General features: G+C 67.6%; 26 protein-coding genes and 1 riboswitch. Of the genes, 13 read left to right on the top strand and 13 right to left on the bottom strand.

The genetic code is table 11. The features are described from left to right. Positions 1–88: 88 nt before the first annotated feature. On the top strand, positions 89–982 hold the full coding sequence (locus QNI11_RS06085; protein WP_283982721.1) for an NAD(P)-dependent oxidoreductase: 894 nt from the start codon (positions 89–91) through the stop codon (positions 980–982). Between the two features lie 28 nt (positions 983–1010). Here the strand turns inward: QNI11_RS06085 and QNI11_RS06090 are convergent, their stop codons facing one another. Next, on the bottom strand, positions 1011–1649 hold the full coding sequence (locus tag QNI11_RS06090; RefSeq protein ID WP_283982722.1) for a TIGR02453 family protein: 639 nt from the start codon (positions 1647–1649) through the stop codon (positions 1011–1013). 134 nt (positions 1650–1783) lie between these two features. Here QNI11_RS06090 and QNI11_RS06095 point away from each other — a divergent pair, with 134 nt between their 5' ends. After that, positions 1784–3133, top strand: coding sequence for an MATE family efflux transporter (locus tag QNI11_RS06095; protein ID WP_283982723.1), 1350 nt, complete (start codon positions 1784–1786; stop codon positions 3131–3133). Positions 3134–3267: 134 nt separating this feature from the next. Further along, the gene (locus QNI11_RS06100; RefSeq protein WP_100927364.1) at positions 3268–3657 is read left to right on the top strand and encodes a DUF805 domain-containing protein; all 390 of its coding nucleotides are present in this window, start codon (positions 3268–3270) and stop codon (positions 3655–3657) included. Positions 3658–3718: 61 nt separating this feature from the next. Here the strand turns inward: QNI11_RS06100 and QNI11_RS06105 are convergent, their stop codons facing one another. After that, positions 3719–4138, bottom strand: a complete 420-nt coding sequence (locus tag QNI11_RS06105; RefSeq protein ID WP_100927363.1) for a VOC family protein — start codon at positions 4136–4138, stop codon at positions 3719–3721. Positions 4139–4262: 124 nt separating this feature from the next. Between QNI11_RS06105 and ychF the strand changes: the two genes are divergently transcribed. Then, positions 4263–5360, top strand: coding sequence for a redox-regulated ATPase YchF (ychF, locus tag QNI11_RS06110; RefSeq protein WP_283982724.1), 1098 nt, complete (start codon positions 4263–4265; stop codon positions 5358–5360). A gap of 32 nt (positions 5361–5392) precedes the next feature. On the opposite strand, the gene QNI11_RS06115 is transcribed toward ychF, so the two are convergent. From QNI11_RS06115 to QNI11_RS06155, 9 genes are all read right to left on the bottom strand, one after another. Beyond that, on the bottom strand, positions 5393–9910 hold the full coding sequence (locus QNI11_RS06115) for a calcium-binding protein (protein ID WP_283982725.1): 4518 nt from the start codon (positions 9908–9910) through the stop codon (positions 5393–5395). Positions 9911–10252: 342 nt separating this feature from the next. After that, on the bottom strand, positions 10253–10963 hold the full coding sequence (gene tenA / locus QNI11_RS06120) for a thiaminase II (RefSeq protein ID WP_283982726.1): 711 nt from the start codon (positions 10961–10963) through the stop codon (positions 10253–10255). Further along, the gene (thiD, locus tag QNI11_RS06125) at positions 10960–11760 is read right to left on the bottom strand and encodes a bifunctional hydroxymethylpyrimidine kinase/phosphomethylpyrimidine kinase (RefSeq protein WP_283982727.1); all 801 of its coding nucleotides are present in this window, start codon (positions 11758–11760) and stop codon (positions 10960–10962) included. Before thiD ends, tenA begins: the two co-directional genes overlap by 4 nt. Next, positions 11757–12368 (bottom strand): thiamine phosphate synthase, encoded by a 612-nt coding sequence (gene thiE / locus QNI11_RS06130; RefSeq protein ID WP_283982728.1) that lies wholly within the window; start codon positions 12366–12368, stop codon positions 11757–11759. Before thiE ends, thiD begins: the two co-directional genes overlap by 4 nt. Beyond that, positions 12365–13153, bottom strand: coding sequence for a hydroxyethylthiazole kinase (gene thiM / locus QNI11_RS06135; protein ID WP_283982729.1), 789 nt, complete (start codon positions 13151–13153; stop codon positions 12365–12367). Before thiM ends, thiE begins: the two co-directional genes overlap by 4 nt. A 58-nt stretch (positions 13154–13211) precedes the next feature. Then, a riboswitch (TPP riboswitch) is annotated at positions 13212–13306 on the bottom strand. A 146-nt stretch (positions 13307–13452) separates the two neighbouring features. Then, on the bottom strand, positions 13453–15024 hold the full coding sequence (locus QNI11_RS06140) for a GMC family oxidoreductase (protein ID WP_283982730.1): 1572 nt from the start codon (positions 15022–15024) through the stop codon (positions 13453–13455). Positions 15025–15137: 113 nt separating this feature from the next. Beyond that, on the bottom strand, positions 15138–15662 hold the full coding sequence (locus QNI11_RS06145) for a Twin-arginine translocation pathway signal (RefSeq protein ID WP_283982731.1): 525 nt from the start codon (positions 15660–15662) through the stop codon (positions 15138–15140). A 35-nt stretch (positions 15663–15697) separates the two neighbouring features. Beyond that, positions 15698–16093, bottom strand: a complete 396-nt coding sequence (locus QNI11_RS06150; protein ID WP_100927355.1) for a VOC family protein — start codon at positions 16091–16093, stop codon at positions 15698–15700. A 108-nt stretch (positions 16094–16201) separates the two neighbouring features. Then, on the bottom strand, positions 16202–16507 hold the full coding sequence (locus QNI11_RS06155; RefSeq protein WP_283982732.1) for a ribbon-helix-helix domain-containing protein: 306 nt from the start codon (positions 16505–16507) through the stop codon (positions 16202–16204). 285 nt (positions 16508–16792) lie between these two features. On the opposite strand from QNI11_RS06155, the gene atpD reads away from it, so the two are divergent. The 9 genes from atpD to QNI11_RS06200 are packed head-to-tail and all read left to right on the top strand — an operon-like array spanning position 16793 to position 23299. Next, a complete protein-coding gene (gene atpD, locus QNI11_RS06160) occupies positions 16793–18217 on the top strand; it encodes a F0F1 ATP synthase subunit beta (protein ID WP_283982733.1) in 1425 nt (474 codons plus the stop codon). Further along, on the top strand, positions 18214–18687 hold the full coding sequence (locus QNI11_RS06165) for a F0F1 ATP synthase subunit epsilon (protein ID WP_283982734.1): 474 nt from the start codon (positions 18214–18216) through the stop codon (positions 18685–18687). Before atpD ends, QNI11_RS06165 begins: the two co-directional genes overlap by 4 nt. Continuing rightward, on the top strand, positions 18677–18961 hold the full coding sequence (locus tag QNI11_RS06170; RefSeq protein WP_283982735.1) for an AtpZ/AtpI family protein: 285 nt from the start codon (positions 18677–18679) through the stop codon (positions 18959–18961). Before QNI11_RS06165 ends, QNI11_RS06170 begins: the two co-directional genes overlap by 11 nt. Continuing rightward, positions 18958–19245: an ATP synthase subunit I gene (locus tag QNI11_RS06175; protein WP_283982736.1), complete on the top strand. Its 288-nt coding sequence runs from the start codon at positions 18958–18960 to the stop codon at positions 19243–19245. Before QNI11_RS06170 ends, QNI11_RS06175 begins: the two co-directional genes overlap by 4 nt. Further along, positions 19242–19943, top strand: a complete 702-nt coding sequence (locus tag QNI11_RS06180) for a F0F1 ATP synthase subunit A (protein ID WP_283982737.1) — start codon at positions 19242–19244, stop codon at positions 19941–19943. The genes QNI11_RS06175 and QNI11_RS06180 overlap by 4 nt, the downstream gene beginning before the upstream one ends. Next, the gene (locus tag QNI11_RS06185) at positions 19940–20188 is read left to right on the top strand and encodes a F0F1 ATP synthase subunit C (RefSeq protein WP_100927348.1); all 249 of its coding nucleotides are present in this window, start codon (positions 19940–19942) and stop codon (positions 20186–20188) included. Before QNI11_RS06180 ends, QNI11_RS06185 begins: the two co-directional genes overlap by 4 nt. 12 nt (positions 20189–20200) lie before the next feature. Next, positions 20201–20941 carry a F0F1 ATP synthase subunit delta gene (locus QNI11_RS06190; protein ID WP_283982738.1) on the top strand — a complete coding sequence of 247 codons (741 nt, stop codon included), beginning with the start codon at positions 20201–20203 and terminating at the stop codon, positions 20939–20941. Beyond that, entirely contained in the window at positions 20928–22457 is a 1530-nt protein-coding gene (locus QNI11_RS06195) for a F0F1 ATP synthase subunit alpha (RefSeq protein ID WP_283982739.1), read from the top strand. Before QNI11_RS06190 ends, QNI11_RS06195 begins: the two co-directional genes overlap by 14 nt. Next, positions 22454–23299 (top strand): F0F1 ATP synthase subunit gamma, encoded by an 846-nt coding sequence (locus QNI11_RS06200; RefSeq protein ID WP_283982740.1) that lies wholly within the window; start codon positions 22454–22456, stop codon positions 23297–23299. Before QNI11_RS06195 ends, QNI11_RS06200 begins: the two co-directional genes overlap by 4 nt. Before the next feature lie 79 nt (positions 23300–23378). Here the strand turns inward: QNI11_RS06200 and QNI11_RS06205 are convergent, their stop codons facing one another. Together QNI11_RS06205 and QNI11_RS06210 are read right to left on the bottom strand one after the other, a co-directional pair. After that, positions 23379–24782: an amidase family protein gene (locus tag QNI11_RS06205; protein ID WP_283982741.1), complete on the bottom strand. Its 1404-nt coding sequence runs from the start codon at positions 24780–24782 to the stop codon at positions 23379–23381. A 139-nt stretch (positions 24783–24921) separates the two neighbouring features. Beyond that, positions 24922–25215, bottom strand: coding sequence for a hypothetical protein (locus QNI11_RS06210; protein WP_306418222.1), 294 nt, complete (start codon positions 25213–25215; stop codon positions 24922–24924). Positions 25216–25372: the final 157 nt, after the last annotated feature.

Here is a 25372-nt window from a genome sequence, read left to right on the forward strand (position 1 = left end):
TCTCCGGTCAGCGTTCTAGGTCTGTTGCCGGAACGGGCGGGGAAAATCAATGGCCCCGCCATCGCGACAGGACTGCAAGGGAGGCAACATGCGTATTCTGTTCACCGGCGGAGCGGGCAAGGCGGGGCGGCACGTGGTGCCCTACCTCGTGAAACAGGGGCACCGGGTCTTGAACCTCGACCTCGTGCCGCTCGAGGCGGAGGGCGTGGACAACATGATCTGCGACCTGACCGATCCGGGGCAGGTGTTCTCTGCCATGCAGAGCTATGCCGACCTCGACGAACTGGAACCCGGCACCGGGCTGCCGTCCTTCGACGCCGTGGTGCATTTCGCGGCGATCCCGCGCATCCTCATCAAGCCCGACTGCGAGACCTTCCGGGTCAACACGCTGTCGACCTACAACGTGCTGGAGGCGGCGATGAAGGCGGGCGTTCCCAAGGTGATCTTTGCCTCGTCGGAGACGACCTACGGCGTCTGCTTTGCCGATGGCGAGGTGAAGCCGGAGTACGTGCCGGTCGACGAGGAACATCCCACCGTGCCGCAGGACGCCTATGCCTGCTCGAAGGTCTGCAACGAGGCGACGGGGCGCAGCTTTCACGCGCGCTGGGGCCGCGACATCTATGGGCTCAGGATCAACAACGTGATCGAGCCGCACGAATACACCGAGATGTTCCCGTCCTTCGTGGCGGACCCGTCGCTCCGGCGGCGCAACATCTTTGCCTATATCGACGTGCGGGATCTGGGCCAGATGGTGGAGTGCTGCCTGAAGACCGACGGGCTGGGCTACGAGGTGTTCAATGTCTCGAACGACGATCTGTCCGTGGCACTGAGCAACGCAGAGGTGCGCGAACGCTTCTACGACGGTGTGCCGGTCAAGCGCGAGATGGGCGAGCGTGAGACCTTCTATTCGAACCGCAAGGCCAAGGAGATGCTGGGCTACCAGCCCGCGCACTCCTGGCGGGACGTTCTGACCGAGGTCTGACCGAGGTCAGAGCGGGGCGGTCGCGCGGTCAGGCGACGGTGGCGAGCCAGCCCATGATGGGCTGCGCCCGCACCATGACATCGCGGACGCCCGTGCCTATGTCGCCGGTCAGCGCGTCCTCGAGGCCGTCGGCCCAGGCCACCAGCCCCTTGTGCCGCAGAAGATCGGCGCGGGGGTGGTCGGCGGGGTAGGGCGCGGGCACACGTTTCAGCGCCGGGGGATCGATGCGCCAGCCCTGGGCGAGAAGGTCTTCCAGCGTCTCGCCTTCGGGGCCGGCAACGGCTGTGCGGAAGCGGTCGGCCTGCGCCGGGCCGAAGGCCATGATGCCCACGCCCATGGTGGCATAGTCGGGCGCGATGCCCAGCATCCACGCCCGTCCGTCGCGCAGCGACCACATCATGTGCAGGTGCGTGTGGTAGGGCGTCTTGTCCGGCGAGAAGCGCACGTCGCGGTAGGGGCGGAAGAGTTTGGTGCGGGGCTGCTGTCCTGTCTCGGCCTCGAGCCACGCGGCGGTTTCGGCCAGAAGCTTCTCGGAGGGGCGCTTCAGCTCCGTGTCGTAACGGGTCTTCTGGGTCTGGAACCACTCACGCGAGTTGGATTGCGCCAGCTCCCCGAGAAAGGCGCGCGCATCCTGAAAGAGGTGATCGAGGTCAATCGGATCGGCCATTCGGGTGTCAATGCGAGGAGTAATTTCCGTTACGTTAACACACAATTCTCATATCCGCACCTGAAGCGTGCGGAAACACATGCTTGCGGCGGGACGAATGCCCACGTAATCGCCACATCATGACCCGGACGGTGATGACATATCCTCAGCACGCGAAAGCGTTGCTGAGCCTTGGCCTGCCGCTTGTCGGCGGGCACCTTGCGCAATTCGCCATCGGGCTGACCGATACGGTGGTGCTGGGCTGGTACGGCGTGCCGGAACTGGCGGCGCTTACGCTGGCGACTTCGCTGTTCTTCACGCTGTTCCTGTTCGGCGCCGGTTTCGCCTGGGCGATCCTGCCGATGGTGGCGACCTTCGCCGCCAAGGGCGACGAGGTGATGATCCGCCGGTCCACGCGCATGGCGCTGTGGATCTCGACCATGTACTTCGTGCTGGTCATGCCGCTCCTGTGGTTCTCGGACCCGTTGCTGCGGGCGATGGGGCAGGCGGAGGAGATCGCGCGGCTGGCGCAGGACTACCTGCGGATCGCGGGCTGGGGCATGCTGCCGGCGCTTGGCGTGATGGTGCTGAAGAACTACCTCGCCGGGCTGGAGCGGACGCGCGTCGTGCTCTGGGTCACGGTGGCGGCGGCGGTGGCCAACGGCGTGGCCAACTACGCGCTGGTCTTCGGCAAGTGGGGCCTGCCCGAGCTGGGCATCGCGGGTGCGGCCATCGCCTCGCTCGGCGTGCAGATTCTGTCGCTGGTGCTGATCGTGATCTACGCCGTGCGGGTGCTGCCGGAGCACACGCTGTTCGTGCGGATGTGGCGCCCCGACCGCGAGATGTTCTTCCGCGTCTTCGCGCTGGGATGGCCCATCGGGCTGACCACGCTGGCCGAAGTGGCGCTGTTTGCCGGGTCCTCGGTGCTGATGGGCTGGCTGGGCGCGGTGGCGCTGGCGGCGCATGGCATCGCGCTGCAGATCTCGACCGCGACCTTCATGGTGCAGCTTGGCCTGTCGAACGCCGCAACGGTGCGCGCGGGCAACGCGCTTGGCCGGGGCGACAGCGACCACCTGATGCGCGGCGCGCAGGTGGCGTTGTGGATGGGGCTGGTGGCGGTGGCGCTGTCGGTGCTGCTGTTCGTGTCCGTTCCCGACCTGCTGCTGGGCGCCTTCATCGACCCGCTGTCCCCGCTGCGCGACGAGATCCTGCGCGTGGGCCGCCTGCTGCTGCTGATGGCGGCGCTGTTCCAGCTGATGGACGCGCTGCAGGTGATCCACGTGGGCCTTCTGCGCGGGCTGCACGACACGCGCGTGCCGATGATCATGGCGACGCTGGCCTACTGGGGCGTGGGCATGCCCGCCGCCCTGGTCTTCGGCTTCTCGCTGGGCCTCGGCGCCGTGGGCGTCTGGCTGGGGCTGGTCTGCGGGCTGGCGGTGGCGGCGGTGCTGTTGATGACGCGCTTCTGGACCCGGGGCCGCGGCCTGATCGCCATGCCGGTCTGAGGTCTGAGGCCCGGGTGGGGGTATTTCACCATTGATCGAAAACCCCTGCCGGTGATTTACTGGAGGAAGGCCCCCGCGCGGGCGCCGGAAACGCGAAACACTTACAAGAATATGCATTTACAGGAGACAGATTGATGGACACCACCATGGCGCATGCCCCGGCGGGGGGCGGCAACTACCGCGAGGACGTGGCTTTCGGCGAGGCGCTGAGCCGGTTCTTCAAGAATTACATCAACTTCGAGGGCCGCTCGAACCGCGGCGAATTCTGGAAGGCGTGGCTGGCCTGCTTCGTTGTGTCGATCGTGGCGAACATCATCGACGCGATCATCGGCGTGCCGATCCTCGGCGGCCTCTGGTCGCTGGCCATCATCGTGCCGCAGATCGCCATCGGCGCGCGCCGTCTGCACGACATCGACCGGTCCGGCTGGTGGCAGCTGCTGGTGTTCATCCCGCTCATCGGTTTCATCATCCTGATCGTATGGTTCGCCAAGGCACCGGAGAACGCGCCCAACCGTTTCGGCTGAGACCTTTCAAGGGACATGACCGAAGGCGCGGGGCAGGTGTCCCGCGCCTTTTGCTTTTGCGTCAGCCTTGCGGCGCTTCGGCCATGACCATCCAGCGGATGCCGAAGGCATCGGTGAGCGTGCCGAAGGCGGGGGTCCAGAACGTCTCGGCCAGCGGCATGCGAATCTCGCCGCCTTCGGCGAGCGCGTCGAAGATGCGGTTGGCCTCTTGCGCGGTGGCGACCGTCAGGTTGACGGAGCAGCCCGCCATCGGCTGGACATCCGGGCCGATGTCGTCGGAGCCCATCAGCGCGCCCGAGGGCAGCATGAGCATGGCGTGCATCACCGCGTCCTCGGGCGCACCGGCCATGTTCGCCTTGTCCGCCTCCGGCAACTGGGAGAAGTCCATGATCTGCGGCGCGGGCAGGTCGAGGATTTCCGCGTAGCGGGTAAAGGCCGCGCGGCAGTTGCCCTTGAAGAACAGGTACGGGGTAATCTGCATGGTCGTCTCCTTCATTAATTTGATATCAACGTAATCGGTGGAGGGCCTCCGGGTCAATGCCTCGCCTTGCGTTTGGGCGACGCTCTGCCTAGAAGGCCCCGGACCCTTGGCTTGGAGCGATGTGATGGGATTTCGGATGGGGATCGTTGGACTGCCGAACGTGGGCAAGTCCACGCTGTTCAACGCGTTGACGAAGACCGCCGCGGCGCAGGCGGCGAACTTTCCCTTCTGCACGATCGAACCCAACGTGGGCGACGTGGCGGTGCCGGACCCGCGGCTGGACAAGCTGGCCGGGATCGCCGGGTCCAAGCAGATCATCCCGACGCGGATGACCTTCGTGGACATCGCGGGCCTTGTGAAGGGCGCCTCGAAGGGGGAGGGCCTGGGCAACCAGTTCCTTGCCAACATCCGCGAGGTCGACGCCATCGCGCATGTGCTGCGCTGCTTCGAGGACGATGACGTGACCCACGTCGACGGCCGGGTCGATCCGGTGTCCGACGCGGAGACCATCGAGACCGAGCTGATCATCGCCGACATGGAATCGCTGGAGAAGCGCCTGCAGAACATCGTCCGCAAGGTGCGCGGCGGCGACAAGGAAGCGGTCCAGCAGGAGCGCCTGATGAAGATGGCGCTGGAGGTGCTGGAGCAGGGCAAGCCCGCGCGCGTGGTCGAGGTCGACTCCGAGGACATGAAGGCGTGGCGGATGATGCAGCTTCTGACCGCGAAGCCGGTGCTCTACGTCTGCAACGTCGACGAGGGCGACGCCTCGGAAGGCAACGCCCTGTCGGCCAAGGTCTTCGAGATGGCGGCGGCGCAGGGCAATTCGGCGGTGGTGATCTCGGCCAAGATCGAGGAAGAGATCAGCCAGCTCGACGCCGAGGAAGCGCAGGAATTCCTGGGCGAGCTGGGTCTGGAAGAGGCCGGTCTCGACCGTCTCATCAAGGCGGGCTACGAGCTTCTGGGCCTGCAGACCTACTTTACCGTGGGGCCGAAGGAGGCGCGCGCCTGGACGATCCGCAAGGGCACCGGCGCACCGCAGGCCGCGGGCGTGATCCACGGCGATTTCGAGAAGGGCTTCATCCGGGCCGAGACCATCGCCTACGACGATTACGTTGCGCTCGGCGGTGAAGGCCCGGCGAAAGAGGCCGGCAAGATGCGGGCCGAGGGCAAGGGTTACGTGGTGCAGGACGGCGACGTGCTGCATTTCCTCTTCAACACCTGACGCCGCGCGGGGGCCGCCGCCCCTCGACCTCCCTACACGAAGAGGTCGTAGTCGTAGGCGGAGACGATCCCGCTGCCCGCGAAGGCGAAGTAGTCGACGGTCTCGTTGCCGTGGGCGGTTTCGCTGTCGAGGCTCTTGTCCTCTTCGACGCGCACGTTGAAGGTCGTGCCGTCGAGGCCCGGGCCGCCCGCCCAGGCCGGGTCGCTGCCGCCGTAGGTCGAGAGGCCCGCCAGCACGCCGTCCGCCGCCAGCGACAAAGGCGCCGCGGTGACGGAGCCCTGCACGCCTGAAAGGCGCCCTGCCTCCCAGAAGAAGCCTCCGAATTCGCCCGTGCCCGCCTCGATCGCGACCCAGCCGATCGTCTCTGCGTTGTGCACGCCGTCGGTTGAGGCCTCCTCCTCCTGCATCGCCACCTCGAAGCCGTCCACGGTCGAGCCCTGCTGCCGCGTGGTGACAAAGGAGGGGCCGTTTGTGCCCTGCACCTGGCTCAGCACAACCGGCGCCGCGTCGAAGTCGGCGGCGAAGCTGACCTGCTCGAACCCGTCCGCCGTGAGATTGGCGGTGTTCAGCGTGCCGGCCTCGATCACCGTGCCGTCGGGCAGGACCCAAGTGCCCGCCTCGACCACCATGTAATGCACCCGCTCGCCCACAGGATGCAGGCCGTCGAGGTAGTCGGGCTCCTGCACGCGCAGGGTCACGCTGTTGCCCGTGACCTGAGTGATGCGTGCGTTGACCTCTTGCAGGCCGTTGTCGGTCTCGACGTAGGCCAGCACCACGGGGTTGTCGTAGGTGCGGCCGAGGGTCAGGGTCGTCTGCTGGTGGGTGAGGGTCGCGCTGCCGGTTTCCAGGATCTCCTGACGCGGTGCGGCGGCCAGCGTCTGTGATCCGGAGAAGGCAAAGTAATCAACGGTTTCCGGGCCGTGCGCCGTCTCGCCGTCGGCGCTCTTGTCCTCCTCGACCCGGACGTTGAAGGTGGTGCCGTTCAGCCCGGTGCCGCCGGCCCAGGCCGGGTCGCTGCCGCCGTAGCTCGACAGCCCCGCGACCACGACGCCCGCCGTGAACGAGAGCTGTGCCGCAGTGTTCGACGCCTGCACGTTGGAGACCTGTCCGGCCTCCCATGTGAACCCCGCGACGGATCCGCTGCCGCCCTCGATGGCGATCCAGCCGATCTTCTCGGCGTTGTGCACGCCGTCTGTCGCGGCCTCCTCCTCCTGCATGCTCACGCCGAAGCCCTCGGCGCTTGTGCCGTTCTGCCGGGTGGTGACGAAGGCCGGGCCGTTGGTGGTCTGGACCTGGGACATGACCACCGGTGCGCTGCCGAACTCGCTGTCGAAGGCGACCTGGTCGAAGCCCGCCTCCGCGAGGGTGCCGGAGGTCAGGGTCCCGGCCTCGATGAGCGTGCCGTCGGGCAGGATCCAGCTTCCGGCTTCGACCACCATGTAATGCACCGTTTCGCCCGTGGGATGTATCCCGTCGAGGTAATCGGGCTCCTGCACGAACATCCGCAGCGTGTTGCCGGAGACCTGCTGGATGCGCGCGTTGACCTCATGCGCGCCGGTGTCGGAGGCGACGAAGGCGATCACCACCGGGTCGATGTAGGTGCGCTGCAGGGTCAGGGTGGTCTTCTGGTGGGTCAGCACGACGGTTCCGGTCTCGCCGAAGGCGCCGCCTGCAAGCGTGCTGACATTCACGATGCCGTCGGCGAATTCCAGCCTCTCGACCCGTTGCAGCACATCGCGCCCCTCGTCGCCGTCGTCGGGGTTCAGGTCCTCGACGAACACGGTTCCGTCCCGCGCCACCGACACCGCGAAATCCCCCCGCGCCCCGGCATAGACCGCTGTATCCGTGGCCGCGCCGCCATCTATCGTGTCGTCGCCGAGCCCGCCGATCAGGCGGTCCTCACCGCCCCGGCCGTCGATCTCGTCGTTGTCGGCGCCGCCGTCGATCGTGTCCGAACCGGACTCCGAGCCCCTCAGGGTGTCGTTGCCTGCGTCACCGCTCAGATTGTCGCTGATGCTGGACACCAGCTCGAAGTCGCTGTCGATCACGTCATCGCCGTCGCCGCCGCTGATCGTCTGTGAATTGAAGCCAGCCAGGATGGTATCGTTGCCGCCACGGCCTTCGATTGAGACGTCTCCGGCGTACATCAGGAAATCGTCGCCCTGGTCGGTGCCGATGTAGTGTTCTACCCTGATCATTTCGGTGGATTGGGCCGGGTCGTCGAGGGACGACACGTTCGTGTCTAGGCTGAAACCGGGCCGGTTGACCTTCATGCCGGTGCCGGTGACGCCGCTCATGTCGAGCGTGTCGTTGCCGGGGCCGCCGTTGACGATGTCGCCGACGCCGTCACCGATGGGAAGCCCGTCGAGCAAGATGAAGAGATCGTCGTCGTCTCCGCCCGAGTAGGACCCGCCGCCGCCGAGCTCGATCGTGTCGTCGCCGCCCAGGGCGTCGATCGTGTCCTCGCCGCCCTGGGTCCAGATGTTGTCGCCCAGAGCCGTCCCGGTCACGCTTTCGGCGTCGTCATCGCCAAAGATGGAGAAGCCGGTGCCGTCCGCGTCTGACATGGTCGAGATCGAGACGGCCGAGAGATCGAGCGCCGTGGTGTCCTCCATGTAGATATGGAGGTCGAGGCCGACGAGATCGCTACCGATCTTGAGGACCTCGACCGTGTTGATCGTGCTGATCTGCGCTGCCGTCATTGAAATGCGGGTCGGCGCGCCGGGATACCCGAAATTCTGATCGACCGTAATGACTTCGAAGCCGACCACGGTGTCATCGCGCAGGTTGAAGCTGCTGTAGGGAAGATTACCGTCGAAGAACAACGTGTCGGTGTCCGGACCGCCATCTAAGCTCTGCCCCGACTGGCCGTCGCCATATATGAAATTGATGGTGTCGTTCCCGGACCCGCCGAGAAGGGTGTCGCGTCCCGGGCCATTTGTCAGGTGATCGTTGCCGCCGAGTGCGCTGACGAACATATCGCCGGAATCGCCGAAAAACACGTCGCCGGAACCGGTCAGGATGAAGCGTTCGATGCTTGTGAAATTGTCGAGGTCGCCGAGGGAATGTTGGCTCTCGCCGGAGTTGGCATCCACGATCACAGAGCCGGACAGAGCGGAGTAGTCGAGCGTATCGGTGTCGGCACCGCCATCGATCATGTCGGAGCCCGTCCCGCCGATGATCAGGTCGTCACCGGCGCCGCCGGCCACGCTGTCGTCGTCGCCGCCGCCGTCCAGTGTGTCTGCGCCTTCTCCGCCGGTCAGGGTGTCGTCGCCGCTTCCCCCGACGAGGTGATCCTTCTGGTCTATGCCGAGGTCCGTGCCGACCAGCGTGTCGCTGCCACTGGTGCCGGCCTGGAAGCCTATGCCCTCGTAGACGGAAAAGCGGGCCTCGTCGTACGTCAGTCCGATGTCGCTCAGCGCGGCCACGACCGTCCGCGCGCCGTCGGTGGTGATGGCGACCGACGGGCCAAGCTCGCTGCCGGTGCCGTCGAAGCCGCGGGTGGTATCGGCGGTCCCGTCGGCCGCATACATCTTGACGGTGACGTTCTGGGTGGTGAAACCGTCAAAGGCGAGGACGAAGCGCCCGTCGGCACTGACGTCGATATCGGTGTTCGGCAGCGGCAGCTGTGTCGACGTGACGAAGACCTGGCTTGCGTCCACGGCGGTCCCGTTCGATTCGAAGCGCCGATAGAAGACCTGACCTCCGGTCGAGCCGTCGGTGGAGCCGAAGGCCACGTAGATCCGTCCGTCCGCGTCCACGGCGACGGCGGAATTGCCCTCCGACCGGTTCGCGACGGTGTTCACGGTCGTGTTGCCGAGAAGCGTCCCGTCGAAATCGTACCGGTAGAGCGAGACATCGTTGGGCGACCCGGTGTTGTCCACCTCTTCCTGAGTCAGGGTCACCGCGAAGGCAAAGCTGCCGTCGTCCGTGTCCTTGCTGGCGAGCGCGGCGATGTCCGGATCAGACTGGTCGGACGCAGCCGTGGAGACGTACTGCGACGCAGCCTTTGCCGTGTCGTCGGCATTGAACAGGCGCAGGCGGACATCCTTGTCGGTGCTGGAGAACGCGTTCTGATACACGACCGCGTAATCGCCGTTGTCGAATACCGCGATCTTGCCGTTCGACTGGTCCTTGTTGGCCACCGTCGCCGCGTCGCTTTCCACCTGGATCGCGGATCCGATGCGGGTGCCGGTGGTTGTGACCCGCTGGACGAAGACGTTCTCGATACCGCTCGTCACCGAGCTGTAGACGACAAGGACCGTTCCGTCGGGGGCATAGGCGATGTCGGTGACCGTTTCGGCATCCGCGCTGTCGGCGACCGTATGAGCCACCCCCTTGGGCGTACCGTCGGCGTTGTATTCCCTGAACACGACGTCGGAATCCGACGCGGAATAAATGTAGGACCACGCCACGACGAAATCGCCATTGTCGTTCACGGCGACGACCTGGGAGACATCGTCTCCGATCCGGTTGACTGTATCGAAGGTGGTTCCGGCCTCGAGCATGGTCTGGAAATCGATCGGGGCCGGGGGGGTGGTGTACGCCATGCTGAAATGAACCTTCCGGTGGAGGGTGCGGGTAAATGCTCAAGTTGCCCGGTCGCGGGAAACAGGCGGAATTCAAGGCTGTTCTGAAATGCCTCGGCAGGGGCGAGGCGGGATTTTTTCTTGTGAAAAGGTTATCAGCTTTATTGTGAATGCGTTAATTAATGTTTCGTTTTCATATCGGGGTATTATGTCGTCCCGCTGCCGCGGGAGACGTTCCTTGCGGCGCTGTCCGGCGGCACGTCGACCTGCGTGGCGGAGGCGTGGATTCGCGGGGCGGTGACGGTCTGCACCGCGTGGAAAGCGGGTGGGGCGGAGCGGGCGAACCGCTCCGCCCCGTGGCGTTCAGGCCGTCGGGGCGGCGGCCCGCTGGCCGGGTGCGGGCGTGTCTGCGGGCTGCGTCCAGCCGTCCATCCGGTAGGCGCTGTCCCAGAACCGCCATTCGTGCCAGCACGCCCGTTCGAAAGCCTCCGACATGCGCGCCCGGGCGGGGCCGTCCGCCTCTGCGCCCAGCCGGTCGGTCAGGGCCATCATCCGCGCGACGCTTTCGTCGAAGGCCTCGCCGGAATAGGTGTCGATCCACGCCGCATAGGGATTGTCCGGCGCGCTGCGGGTCGCGATGTCGCGGCCCACGTCGCGATAGATCCAGAAGCAGGGCAGGAGGGCGGCCACCGCCTCCGCAAAGGGGCCGAGGGCCGCTGTTCTCAGCAGGAAGGACACGTAGTGATCGCAGGCGGCAGAGGGGGCCATCCGGGCCAGCATCGCCTCCGACACGCCGAAACGGTCCATGTAATGCGTGTGGAGTTCGCGCTCCACCGCGATGGCACCGGCGGCGGACCCGGCAAGCTGCGCGACGGCGGCGGAGTCGGGCGCCTTGGCGGCGGCAAGCGACAGCGCGCGGGCGAACCCTTCGAGGTAGAGCGCGTCCTGCACGATGTAGCCCTGAAAGACATCCCGGCGCAGGTGGCCGGTCGCCATTTCCGTGTTGAAGGGCATGTCGTGGATCTGCTGCCGGAGCGAGAGGGTCTGTGCGGCAAGGTCGTCTGTGAAGGTCATTTCAGGGTATCCATCTGGTAGAAGTGATTGACCGGCCCGTGGCCGGAGCCGACGCGCAGCCTGTCCGCCGCAGCGATGGCCGCGCCGATGTAGCGCTTGGCCCGGTCCACCGCCCGGTTGAGCGGCAGGCCGGCGCCAAGCGCCGTGGCCAGCGCGGAGGCATAGGTACAGCCGGTGCCGTGGGTGTTGCTGGTCGGGCTGCGCGGGGCGTCGAACCAGGTCTCCCCCTCGCGCGTGGCCAGGAGGTCCGGGCTGGTGTCGCCGGGCAGGTGGCCGCCCTTCAGCAGCACGGCGCGTGGTCCGAGGTCGAGGAGGGCGCGGGCATGTGCGACCATCTCCGCGCGGGTCGTGGCCTCCGGCCAGTCGAGCAGGTCGGCGGCCTCCGGCAGGTTCGGGGTGATGACCGTGGCGCAGGGCAGCATGGCGCACAGCGCCTTCACCGCGGGTTCCTGCAGCAGCCGGTCGCCGCCCTTGGCGACCATCACCGGGTCCAGCACCACGGGGCAGTCGAGCCCGTCGATGCCCCGGGTCACCGTCTCGATGATGGCGGCGTCGCCGAGCATGCCGATCTTGACGGCGTGGATGTGGATGTCCGCGCGGATGGCGGCGATCTGGTCGGCGATCAGCCCCGTGTCGCAGAGGCTGACGCCGGTGACGCCCCTTGTGTTCTGCACGGTCAGCGCGGTGATCGCAGTCATGGCATAGCCGCCCATGGCGGAGATCGCCTTGATGTCGGCCTGTATGCCCGCGCCGCCGGAGGGGTCGGAGCCCGCGATGGAGAGGATGTTGGGGATCATGTCGTCCTCCATGCGTCGCAAACGGCGCGGGCCGCGCCGGTCATGTCGGCGGCCCGCGAAATGGCAGAGACGACGGCCATGCCGTGCCCGCCCGCCGCCTTCAGCGCGGCGGCGTCTCGGGCGGTCAGGCCGCCGATGGCGATGCAGGGCAACGCGGTGCGCGCCGCGATGGCTGCAAAGCCGTCGATGCCGATGGGGGGGGCGTGATCGGGCTTCGACCCGGTGGCGTAGACCGGCCCGACGCCGAGGTAATCGACGCCCTGCGGAACGGCCGCCAGTTGGTCCGCGTGCTCGACCGACAGCCCGAGGATCATGTCCGGCCCGATGCGCGCCCGGATGGCGGCGGGGTCGCCGTCGCCCTGACCGATATGCAGGCCGTGGGCGCCGGCGGCGACGGCCACCTCCACCCGGTCGTTGACGATCAGCCGGGCGCCGAAGGGCACGAGCGCCGCCTTCAGCTCACGGGCGAGCGGCAGGAGATCGGCGTCGGACCGGGTCTTGTCGCGGAGCTGGATCCAGCCCGCGCCGCCCTGTGCCGCCGCGATTGCCTGCGCTGGGACTGGGGCAGGGGCCGTGGCGTCGGTGACGAAACAGAGCGGCGGGATCATGGCCGGAGGATCCGCGCGCCGCGCGCCACGTCGTGCCCGTCGAGCGTGTAGAGCGCGTCGAGGAAGGCCACCTGGAACGATCCCGGGCCTTTCGCCTTTTCGCCCGCCCTCTCTCCGGCGAGGCCGTAGTAGGCCAGCGCGGCCACCGTCGCCTCGAACGGGTCTTGACCGGCGATGAAGGCGCCGACGATGCCGGTCAGGGAACATCCCAGCGCGGTGATGCGCGGCATGAGCGGGTGGCCGTTCTCGACCTCTGCAAAGCGGGTGCCGTCGGTCACGAGGTCCGCAGCCCCCGTCACGGCCACCACGCCGCCGGTCCGGCGCGCGAGGCGGACGGCTGCGTCCGAGGCCTGCGAGACCGCGTCGCCCGCATCCACCCCCTTGCCGGAGGCGCCCTCACCGGCGAGGGCGATGATCTCGGAAGCGTTGCCGCGGATGACGGTGGGGTTCAGGGCGAGGAGCTTTGCGCCGACCTCCCGCCGGTAGGTCGTGGCGCCGACGGCAACGGGATCGAGCACCCAGGGCTTGCCGCGGTCGTTGGCGGCCTTGGCGGCGGTCTGCATGGAGGCTGTCCATGCGGGCGACAGTGTCCCGATGTTGACGGTCAGGGCGCTGGCGATGGCGGCGAATTCGGCCGCCTCCTCCTGTGCGTGCACCATGGCGGGCGACGCGCCGGCGGCGAGCATGACGTTCGCCATGACGTTCATCGCGACGAAGTTGGTGATGTTCTGCACCAGCGGTGCGGTGGCGCGCATGTGGTCGAGGTATGTGTCCGGTGTCTGCATCGTGTCCTCCTTTGCCGGACGGCATGGAAGACATCGGACGAAGGACAGGGCAGAGCCCGGACGTTCCGCTGCGCCTCCCTCCGCCGGCATTATCCGGTTCAGGTTCGAAGGGTACGTCTCAGCCCGGTTTCCCGAGCGCCCCTGTCGCTAGTGCGGGGACACTTGCATCCGTCACGGTGCGCGTCAATCGCCGTGATCGGATTTTCTGTGGGCGGCAGGGGAAGGCGGCGGCCGGGCGGGGCCGGAAAAACAGAACCGGGCGCAGCAGGGCCGCGCCCGGTCCGGGGATCAGCGTCGCGTCAGAGCGTACCGCGCGACATCTCGGCGGCGATGTGATCCGCCTGCCGGATCGCCAGCGCCACGATCGTCAGAGTCGGGTTTTCTGCCGCGCCGGTGGTGAACTGCGAGCCGTCCGAGATGAACAGGTTCGCGATGTCGTGGGTCTGACCGTGCTTGTTCACCACGCCGTCGCGCGCGTTCTCGGACATCCGGTTGGTGCCGAGGTTGTGCGTGGACGGGTAGGGCGGCGTCGGGAACACGCGGGTCGCGCCCACGGCCTCGTACATGGCGATGCCCTGCTTGTAGGCATGGGCTCGCATCGCCTTGTCGTTGGCGTGGTCGCTGAAGTGGACGTTGGCCACCGGCAGACCGTGCTGGTCGGTGACGTCGTGGTTCAGCGTGACGCGGTTGGTCTCCTGCGGCATGTCCTCGCCGACGATCCACATCCCGGCCATGTTCTCGTAGCTGTCGAGGGCCGAGGTGAACTCCCGCCCCCAGGCGCCGGGGTCGAGGAAGGCGGCCATGAACGGAATGCCGAGCGACAGGGTTTCCAGCTCGTAGCCGCCGACGAAGCCGCGCGACGGATCGTGCCGCGCCTCGTCCTGCACGATGCCCGCCATGGTGGTGCCGCGCCACATGCGCACCGGCTTGTCGAAGGTCGCATAGACCGATCCGGTCATGTGCCGCATGTAGTTGCGCCCCACCTGGCCCGAGCTGTTGGCGAGGCCGTCCGGGAACATCGACGAGGCGGAGTTCAGCAGGAGGCGCGGGCTTTCGAAGGAGTTGCCCGCGACGCAGACGATCCGTGCCTTCTGCATCTGCAGGTTGCCGTCCGCGTCGAAGTACTCGACGCCCGTCACCTTGCCGCTGTCGTCGTGCAGGATGCGGGCCACATGGGCGCGCTCGCGCACTTCGAGGTTGCCGGTGTCCTCGCCTGCCGGGACCTCGGTGTAGGCGGTCGACCACTTGGCGCCCCACTTGCAGCCCTGAAAGCAGAAGCCGGTCTGCTGGCAGGGGATGCGGTCGCCGTCGTCACGGGTCTGGATCGCCATGCGGCCGGTGTGGACCTCGGTGTAGCCAAGCGCCTTGGCGCCCGCCTCGAACACCTTGTAGTTGTTGTTGCCGGGCAGGCCGGGGCGGTTGCCCGTGCGGGTCACGCCCATCTTCTCCTCGGCCTTGTCGTACCACGGTGCCATTTCGGCGGCGTCGATCGGCCAGTCGAGCAGGTTGGCGCCCGTCACGTCGCCGTAGGTGGTCCTGGCCTTCCACTCGTGATCCTGGAACCGCAGCGAGGCGCCGGCCCAGTGGGTCGTCGTGCCGCCCACGGCCTTGACGATCCACGCGGGCAGGCCGCTGAAGTCCTTCGCCACGCGCCAGTCGCCGGACGTGGTGCGCGGATCGGTCCAGGCCAGTTGGCCGAAGCTCTCCCACTCGTCGTTGACATAGTCCTCGGGCAGGTAGCGCCCGCCCGCTTCCAGAGCGACGACGCTGATGCCCTTCTGGGCCAGTTCGTTGGCCAGCGTGCCGCCACCGGCCCCCGTGCCGATGATGACGACAACGCTGTCGTCGTTGAGATCAAAGGGTGCAGTCATGTTCATTCTCCTCCCGGAGCCGGCCTCTCGTCTCGCTTCTGCATCCGTCGAAGGGGCCCTGCGCATCTGGCACGGCGTTCGGCGGGAGAGGCGGGCGGGAGGATGGCCGCCGATTACAACCAGTTGATGTCGTCGAAGCCGCGGTCGATGTAGCCACCCTGCGAGTAGCTCTCCCCCTCGTAGCCAAAGATCGGCCAGACCGATTTCTGGTTGTAGAGTCCGGTCACGAGCCCGCCCCGGACCTGCTGGAAGAAAGCGCTCTCCTCCATGCCGCGCAGGATATCCACGCGGTCGCGTTCCCAGCCGGTGTCGATGTAGGACGCAAAGCCCTTGCCCCGGGCGGCCGCATCCAGCGCCGCGATGCCCGCCGTGATCGCCACCGCGGTTTCCGGCGCGTCATAGCCCTTCACCGCCTCGACGTAGTTGGCGTCGGGGATGCGGTCGTGCGGGTAGATGTCGCGCGCCATCTGCACCAGCGTCGCGAAAGCCTGGGAGTCGAGATGCGTGGTCTCGTAGGCCCAGGCCGCGTCCGGCGCGGCGATGAAGCCCGCCCCCGCGACAAAGGCGGCACCGGCGGCGCTGGCGCGGGACAGCAACTGCCGGCGTGTGAGCCCCCTGGGGCTGCTGTTGGTGTTCATGTGGTCTCCTCCCTTGAAAAATCTGGGTCAGTGCGTCACTTGAAGCGCCCCGAGCGTTCGAGCACTTCGATCTGGTAGCCGTCGGGATCGGCGACAAAGAAGAAGCGGCCGACCAGTTCACCGGCGGGCGCGAATTCGACAAGCTTGCGGGGGGCGAGGCCCTCGGCCTCGAAACGGGCATGTTCGGCATCGAGATCGTCGACCGACACGGCGAGGTGGCCGTAGCCGTCGCCGAGGTCGTAGGGCTCTGTCCGGCCCTTGTTGACGGTGAGTTCGACCTCGAAGCCGGTTTCGTCGTTGCTCAGGTAGACGAGCGTGAACTCCGGGAAATCCAGCCGGTCGGCGATTTCCAGCCCGAAGGCCTTGCGGTAGAACGTGACGGAGCGGTCCTCGTCGAGGACGCGGATCATGCTGTGGATGGCTTTGGCCAACGGGGCCTCCTGAATCGGTTCGAATTATTGACCAATTCAGGATGAAGGATATTCGGCGCGTGCGGGTAGTAGGGACGTACTACATGCACCGTTTTGTGATCTGACCGCCTATTCGGCGGCCATCGGTGCGGTTCTGTCGTGGTGGGCGGTCTTGCCCGACTGGCCCACGAAGACAAGGCATGCAGTGCGCAGAAGCGACGTGAAATTGACGGGTTCGCCCCGGGTTTCAAGCACTTCCGAGTGCAGACGCGAGACGAAGGCCGGTGTCGACATGTCGTCGGCCTCGGCGATCTGGTCGAGAATGTCCCAGAAGGCATTTTCAAGCCGGATGCTGGTGCTTTGCCCGTTCAGCCGCAAACGCCGCGTCGTCGAGGTGTATCGCGCAGGATCCTGGCCGGCAAAAACTTGGCACATCGTGCTCTCCTTTCATCGGTGTCCGACAGGATAGAGAAGGAGGCCCGCGACCGTCCATAATGAAAAAGTATCGGAGAGGTATGATCGGTGTCATCGGGTGTCTGCGGATCGGGGCCGTTTGGCCCCGGGGGGCAGAGGACCGCTCGTCACCCGCTGGCCCCGAAAGCCGGAGAAGCGGGCAGCGATGCCGGAAATGCGGCGCCATTTGATCTGGTTCGTGTGACTGTTCGGCCGGCCCGCTATGATTGCTGCAGTTGCACATCGGTTCAGGGGGCCCTTCTTCGCATGGTGGTACATCCGGATCACGGTCGCATCCTCGCCATCCGCGGGGCGCTTCTGGACATCGTCTTCCGGGCGGAGGACCTGCCGGCGATCCATGACGCGGTCGAGGTAGACGGCACGGAGGGCGAGGCCTTTGTCGCCGAGGTGCAGTCGCATCTGGATGCCACGACCGTGCGCGCCATCGCGCTGAAGCCCACCAACGGGTTGCGGCGCGGCATGGCCGTGCGGCGCACCGGCGGTCCGGTCAGGGTGCCGGTGGGTGAGGCCGTGCTCGGTCGGCTTCTGGATGTCACCGGGGTGGCGCGGGACCGGGGCGCGCCGCTGCCAGAGGACACGCCCCGTCGGCCGATCCACAATGCGCCGCCGCCGCTGTCGGAGCAGGCGGGCCGTCACGACGTGTTCCGCACCGGGATCAAGGTGGTAGACCTGCTGGCCCCGCTGTCGCGCGGCGGCAAGGCGGCGATGTTCGGCGGTGCCGGTGTCGGCAAGACGGTCCTCGTCATGGAGCTGATCCAGGCCATGGTCGCGCATTACGAGGGGATCTCGGTCTTCTGTGGCGTGGGCGAGCGGTCGCGCGAGGGCCACGAGATGCTGTCGGACATGACCCGCGCGGGCGTGCTAGGCCGGACGGTGCTGGTCTATGGCCAGATGAACGAACCGCCGGGCGCGCGCTGGCGGGTGCCGCTGGCCGCCATGGCCATCGCCGAACACTTCCGGGACGATCGGCACCGCAACGTGCTTCTGCTGATGGACAACGTGTTCCGTTTCGTCCAGGCGGGGGCGGAGGTGTCGGGCGTGCTGGGCCGCATGTCCAGCCGCGTCGGCTACCAGCCCACATTGGCGACCGAGGTGGCCGAGTTGCAGGAGCGGATCGCGGCACGCGGGTCGGCGTCGGTCACGGCCATCCAGGCGGTCTACGTGCCGGCGGACGACTTCACCGATCCTGCCGTCACCACCATCGCGTCGCATGTGGACAGCACGGTGGTGCTGAGCCGGGCGATGGCGGCGGAGGGCATGTACCCGGCGATCGATCCCATTGCGTCGACCTCTGTCCTGCTCGACCCGCTGGTGCTGGGCGAAGACCATGTCGCCACGGCCAACCGGGTCCGCCGCACCATTGAGCATTATCGGGAACTGCAGGACGTGATCTCGCTGCTCGGGGTGGAGGAACTGGGGCGGGAGGATCGCGATGCGGTGGCCAGGGCGCGGCGCCTGCAACGGTTCCTGACGCAGCCCTTCACGGTGACGGAGGCCTTCACCGGCATCGAGGGGCGGTCGGTCGACATCGGCGACACCATCGCCGGGTGCAACGCGATCCTCGCCGGTGAGGCGGACGACTGGGACGAAGGGTCGCTCTACATGGTGGGCACCTTCGAGGAGGCCCGCGCCAAGGAGGAGGCCGGGCGCGGGGCACGGGCGGTGGCATGAGGGGGGCGCTGCACCTGACGATCACCACTCCAATGGCGGTGCTGGTCGATGCGGCGGACGTGCGGTCCGTCCGGGCGGAGGACGAGAGCGGCCATTTCGGCATCCTGCCCGGGCATGCGGACTACCTGTCCGCCTTGCCGGCCTCCGTCGTGCGCTGGCGCGACGGAGCGGGGCGGAGGGGCTACTGCGCGCTGCGCGCCGGGGTGCTGACGGTGACCGGCGGTGCGGAGGTGGCGATCGCCTGCCGCGAGGGGGTTCTGGGCGACGACCTCGACGATCTGATTGCCCGGGTGGCGCGGCTGCGCCACGAGGAGGAGGACGCAGGGCGCGGGGCGCGCGTCGAACAGACCCGGCTGCATTCGCGCGCCGTGCGGCAGATCATGCGCTACCTGCGGCCCGACCGGCCCGGCGCCTTCGACCATCCGCCCCAGGTGGGCCCCGATGACGGAGGGCGTGCCGATGGCGCCTGACCCCTCCATCCCCGACCGCACGGCAGAGGCCGCCCGCCGCTCCTCGGACCGCGAGAAGCTGGCCCGGGACGTGCCGGAACCGTCCTTCGGCAGGCGCATGGGCCAGATCGGCATCCTCGGATGGGCCATCCTCATGCCGATCCTGCTGGGCATCCTGGTGGGCCGGGCGGCGGACCGGCATTTCGAGACCGGCATCTTCTTCACCGCCCCCGCGATCCTGATCGGTGCCGCGATAGGGTTCTATTCCGCCTGGACATGGATGCATCGTCAATGACCGACCTGATCGCCGCCAACCCCGTGCCCGTCGCCATCACGGCCTTCCTGGCCGGGCTGGTGCTTGGCCTGATCCATTTCGCGACGCTGCGAAGGGTCACGGCGTTGTACCTCTCGGCGGACAACGCGCTGCGGGCGCTGACGCTGCAACTCGTGAGGCTCGCGGTGCTGGCGGGCGGGCTCGTGGCGCTTGCGCTGGCGGGGGCGCTGCCGCTTCTGGCGGGCAGCCTCGGGCTTTTTGCCGGGCGCACCATCGTGCTGCGCCGCACAAGGGGGGCGCCGTGATGGAGAACCCGCTCGACCTCGACATCCTGTTCCACCTGGGGCCCGTTGGAATCAGCGCCCCGGTGGTGGTGACATGGGGCATCATGGCGGCGCTTGGCCTCTTTGCCTTCCTCGCCACCCGCAAGCTCCGCCTGCGGCCCGGCCGGACGCAGACCGTGCTGGAGCTGTTCGTGGGCGTCGTGGACGATCAGGTCGGCGACACGATGCGCCGCGACCCGGCGCCGTTCCGCGCGCTGATCGGGACGCTCTTCCTGTTCGTGCTGACCGCCAACTGGTCCGCGCTGATCCCGGAGGTGGAGCCGCCGACCGCGCATCTCGAAACGGACGCGGCGCTGGCGGTCGTGGTGCTGGTTGCGACGGTGGTGTTCGGCATCCGCGGGCGCGGCGTGAACGGCTACCTCGCCACCTTCGCGGAACCCTCGTGGGTGATGATCCCGCTTAACATCGTCGAGCAGATCACGCGCACCTTCTCGCTTGTCGTCCGGCTGTTCGGCAACGTGATGAGCGGCGTCTTCGTCGTCGGCATCGTGCTGTCGCTGGCCGGGCTGATCGTGCCGATCCCGCTCATGGCGCTCGACCTGCTGACCGGGGCCGTGCAGGCCTACATCTTCGCGGTTCTCGCAACCGTCTTCATCGGGGCCGCGGTCGGTGAGGACCGCCCCGAACCCCGTCTCAATCCGAAGGACATTCCGCAATGACAGGTAATCTCGTCGAAATCGTCTCGATCCTAGCGGCGGCGCTCGCCGTGAGTTTCGGCGCCATCGGTCCGGCGCTGGCCGAGGGGCGCGCCGTCGCCGCCGCCATGGACGCCATCGCCCGCCAGCCCGAAGCGGCAGGCACGCTGAGCCGGACGCTCTTTGTCGGGCTGGCGATGATCGAGACGATGGCGATCTACACGCTGGTCGTCGCGCTGCTTCTGCTCTTTGCCAACCCCTTCGTCTGATCGGACAGCACCTTGGATTTCGACTGGTGGACCTTCGGCCTGCAGACGGTGAACGCGCTCGTCCTGGTCTGGCTTCTGGCGCGCTTCCTGTTCCGCCCGGTCAGCCGGATCATCGCCGAGCGGCAGGCGGCGGCCCATGCCGTGCTGGACGAGGCCGAGGCGACGCGCGCGGCGGCAGAGACGGCGCTGGCGGAGGCTGAGGCCCGGAAGGACGCGGTGGCACGGGATCGCGCGGACCTGATCGCTGCAGCGGAGGCGGAGGCCGCGACCCGCAAGCGGCAGATGCTGGACGATGCCCGGGCCGAGGCCGAGAGGACGCAGGCCGAAGCCCGCGCCGACCTCGCCCGGCTGCACAAGGCGGAGGCGCACCGCTGGCGGGCGGAGGCGGCGGCATTGGCGGTGGACATGACCGAACGGCTGCTTGATCGCTTGCCTGATGACGCGCGGGCGGCGGCTTTCGCCGACGGTCTGGCCGAGGCGGTGAGGACGCTGCCAGATGCGGCGCAGGCGCGGATCGGGACGGACGGTCCGGTGGTGCTGCGCGCGGCGCGCGACCTTGCGGCCGGGGAGCAGGCAGAGGTGGCGGAGCGTCTGGCGGCGGTGCTGGGCCACCCTGTGGACGTGCGGGTGGAGACGGACGAGAGCCTGATCGCCGGGCTGGAGTTGCACACGCCGCACGCCATTGTCCGCAACACGCTCCGCGCCGATCTGGACGGGATGGCCGAGAGGATCGCAGCCGATGACCACGCCTGACGCCCCGTCCGACTGGCTGGTCCGCAGCCGTGCCGCCCTTGATCGCGCGCGCCTAGCGCCGGAGGCGCTGGCGGTCGGGCGGGTCGAGCGGATCGCTGACGGCATCGCGCAGGTGTCGGGCCTGCCGGACGCGGCGATGGGGGCTCTCCTGCGGTTCGAGGGCGGCGAGCTGGGCTTTGCCCACAGCCTCGGGCCGGAGGAGATCGACGTGGTGATCTGCGACGACGGCAGCCGCATCGGGGCAGGGCAGCGGGTGACGGACACCGGCGGCGTGCTCGAGGTGCCGGTGGGCGACGCCCTTCTGGGGCGGGTCGTCGATCCGCTGGGCCGTCCGCTCGACGGTGGCGACGATCCGGAGACGGACATGCGGCTCCCGGTGGAACGGCCGGCCCCCGCCATCATCGACCGCGCAGAGGTGACGGAACCGCTGGAGACGGGCGTGCTCGTGGTCGACAGCCTCTTCTCTCTGGGGCGCGGCCAGCGGGAACTGATCGTCGGCGACCGCGCCACCGGCAAGACGTCCCTCGCCGTGGATGCGATCGTCAACCAGAAGGACAGCGACGTGATCTGCGTCTATGTCGCCGTGGGCCAGCCCGCCGCCGCGGTCCAGCGGGTGATCGAGGCGGTGCGCAGCCACGGCGCGCCGGAGCGCTGCATTTTCGTCGTCGGCGGCGCCTCTGCCAGCCCGGGCCTGCAGTGGATCGCGCCCTTCGCGGGCATGACCATGGCCGAGCATTTCCGCGACGCGGGCCAGCATGCGCTGATCGTGATCGACGACCTGACGCGCCATGCGGCGACCCACCGCGAACTTGCGCTGCTCACCCATGAGCCGCCGGGGCGGGAGGCCTATCCGGGCGACATCTTCTACCTGCATGCGCGGCTTCTGGAGCGGGCGGCGAAGCTGGCGCCGGAACGGGGGGGCGGCTCTCTCACCGCGCTGCCGATTGCCGAGACCGACGCGGGCAGCCTGTCGGCTTATATCCCGACCAACCTGATCTCGATCACCGACGGGCAGATCGTGCTCGACACCGCGCTGTTCGCGGCGAACCACCGGCCCGCGGTGGACGTGGGGCTGTCGGTCAGCCGGGTCGGCGGCAAGGCGCAATGGCCCGCCCTTCGGCAGGTTTCGGGCCGGGTGCGGCTGGACTACGCGCAGTTTCAGGAGCTGGAGATGTTCAGCCGTTTCGGGGGGGTGACCAACGACCGGGTGCGGCAGCAACTGGATCGCGGTCGGCGCATCCGGTCGCTGCTGACCCAGCCGAAGTTCGCGGGCCTCGGGATGGAGGTGCAGGTGGCGCTTCTTGCGGCCCATGCCGATGGCGCGCTGGACGGGATGCCGCCTGAGCGCATGGCCACGCTCCGGGCGCGTCTGCCGGGGTGGTTGCGCAGCCATGCGGCCAGCGCGATGGACAGCATACGCGACACCCGGCGGCTGGACGCGCAGACACGCGCGGCCCTGTCTGAGGCTGTGGTTGCACTGGTCCGCGACATGGACGGGAAGGGAGGCGCGTCATGACAGGGCGTCTCGCCGAACTGGAGGGCCGCATCGGTTCGGTCGAGAAGCTGGGGGCCGTCGTCGGTGCGATGCGTGGGATCGCCACCGCCCGGGTGCAGGAGGCGCGCGACCATGCCGCCGCCATCCGCGCCTATGCCGGGACCATCGGCGAGGCGATTGCCGAGGCGCTGGCGATGTTTCCGGTGCCGGAGGCCGACACGGCCCCTGGGCAGGACAAGCGCGGCGCCGTCATCCTCATCGCGGCAGAGCAGGGCTTTGTCGGCACCTACAACGAACAGGTCTTCGCAACGGCGGACCCGCTGCTGTCGGGCGGCAACGATCTGCTTCTCGTGGGGCACAGGGGCGCGATCCTCGCGGCGGAGGCGCATCGGCACGTGCGCTGGAGCGGCGAGATGATCGTGCATCCGGCGCAGGCGGTGGCGCTGGTCACGCGGATGACCGACGCGCTCTTTGCCATGCTGGCGGAGGCGTCCGTGGCACAGGTTCGGGTGGTCCACGCCGCCCCTGTCAGCGCCGGCGGTTTCGAAGTCGTGACGAAGCGGCTGGTGCCCTTCGACTATGCGCGCTTTGCCCACGGCGGCAGATCCGGCGAGCCGCGGATCACGCTCCCGCCGGACAGGCTGCTGGCGTCCCTGACCGAGGAATACATCGTCGCCGAACTCATCGAGGCGGTCGTGCTGGCCTTTGCCGCCGAGAACATCGCCCGGATGCGTGCGATGGTGGCCGCACATGAGAACGTGGCCGAAAAGCTGGACAGTCTGGTCGCCACGTCACGGCGGCTGCGGCAGGACGAGATCACTGAGGAGATCGCCGAACTGGCCGCCGGCCGGGCGAGGACGTGACCGGGCGCCTGTCTGCTTCGCATCGTGCCGCGAGACAAAGCCGGTTCTGCCAAGGCCAATCAATGACCCTGCGTGGTCTTCAGCCGGTGTCGAGCCCTCGAAGCCCCTCTGAAATCCTTGCCGCAACAGCCAGCAGTCTTCGGTCCTCTCCCGGCAGCCCGTCGAGTTCGAATGCCACCGGAACGCCGTGAACGCGGCGTGACATCGGCATCGTCACCCCGGGTGCGCCGAAGAATGTCGCCGGTTCGGTGTTCCGCAAGGTCTTCCAGACGGAGACCTGCTGACCATCGATGATGACGTCCTTTTCCTGACCCAAGGGCGTCGCTGCAATCGGTGTCGTGGGAAAGACGATGGCGTCCAGTCCGTTGTGCCTGAGGTGTTCGACGTACCTTTTCCGGTATTCGGGGAGGGCGGCGGAGATCACGTGCCTGTATCTTTCGCCCAGGTCGGCGTCATCGGCGCCTAGCATCGCCTCTTCGAACTCCTCCCGCACGTATGAGCCTGCAACGCCGGAGATCAATGAACGGAAGTCGACAGGCGCGCCCGACGCCTTCAGGTAGTCCTCCAGCGATCTCGGCAGTTCCCACGCGCGGATCGGACCGGCCATTTCCTTCAGCCAATGCGGGAGGTCGGGCATCGCGGCATCGACGACCTCGATGCCGCAGGAAACCAGCTGTGCAAGGGTTTCTTCGAATGCTGCCGCGACACCGCTTTCCAGATCGGACAGGAAATAGCCACCGGGCAGGCCGAGCCTGACGTCCTCAAGCGGGATGTCGGGAACCTCCTCTTCATCGGCCAGGACGGCATCCAGCAGCAACAGATCTTCGGCCGAGCGGGCAAACAGGCCGGGAACGTCGCGCGTCGGAAAGACGGGCATGACCCCGTCGCTGCCGTAACGGCCGGTTGAGGGGCGAAAACCGAACACGCCGCAGCACGACGCCGGAATGCGGACCGAACCTGCCGTGTCCGTACCGATGGAGGCCGGGACGATCCCTGCCGCCACGGCCACAGCCGATCCGCTGCTGCTCCCCCCGGCAGAGCGGGTCCGGTCGTGCGGGTTCAGGGCCGGGCCGGTGTGGTCGTTGTTGCCCGTGATGCCGAACGCCAGCTCGTACATGTTGGTCTTGCCGAAGACGATGGCGCCGGCCGACTGCAGGGATCGCACGACGGATGCGGTGCGGCCGACGACATGGTCCTTCAGGGCCGGTGTCGCCGCGGTCGTGGCCATGCCCGCGATGTCGATGCAGTCCTTTATCGCCACGGGTATGCCATGCAAGGCGCCCAAGTCGCCCCCGGCCCGTTGAAGCCTGTCCGCTTCACGCGCGGCGCGGCGAACCTCCTCCGCATCGAACCGGGTGAAGGCATTGAGGGCGGCGTTTTCCTCGGCGTGCAGGATCAGCGTCTCGACATACTCGAGGCAGGACATCCGTCCGGAACGGATCATCTCCGCGGCTGCGACAAGCGATATCTGTGTCAGGTCCATGAGCATCCGGCCCCACGTGCAACGACAGTCTATCACGTCTGGCTGGCTGTGTCGGCGGTCCGAGATGCCGGCGATCCGCGGGACCGGGGCGCATCTGCGACCTGCCGGGGTCCCGTTCAGGCGACCGGGCGGAGCAGGGTCACGACCTCTCGTCGTCGGACCCGCGCCGGAGTTCCAGATCCCTGTAGTTGTTGGGGTCGAATTCGTCGGGGTCGAAGGCTTCTTCGTCCTCGGGTATGCCGGTGATGTGGGTGGTGCCTGTCTCTTCGTTGTAGACAAGCCCGTAGTTGGCCCGGCCATCGGACTTGAAGCGCATGTATTCGTGAACCCCCGCGTAGATGAAGGCGAGGGCGAACGGCAACACGATGATTATGGCGATCACTTGAGCTTCGATGGCGCGCTCCTTTGCGGTCTGTTCGGAGCAGGCGGACATGACCGGCGTATGGGGCGTCTCCCGGGGCCTGACCGGCTCTGCTTCTGGCTCGACGTGCAGAACAGGTGGCTCAAACCGGAGAATTGTCAATCTCGACAGAGGCGCGAGGCCCGGTACGTGCTACGGGCCTTTTGCTTTCCTCGGTACATCGAACGGT

The organism is Sagittula sp. MA-2 (assembly GCF_030126985.1).
Taxonomy (GTDB): Bacteria; Pseudomonadota; Alphaproteobacteria; order Rhodobacterales; family Rhodobacteraceae; genus Sagittula.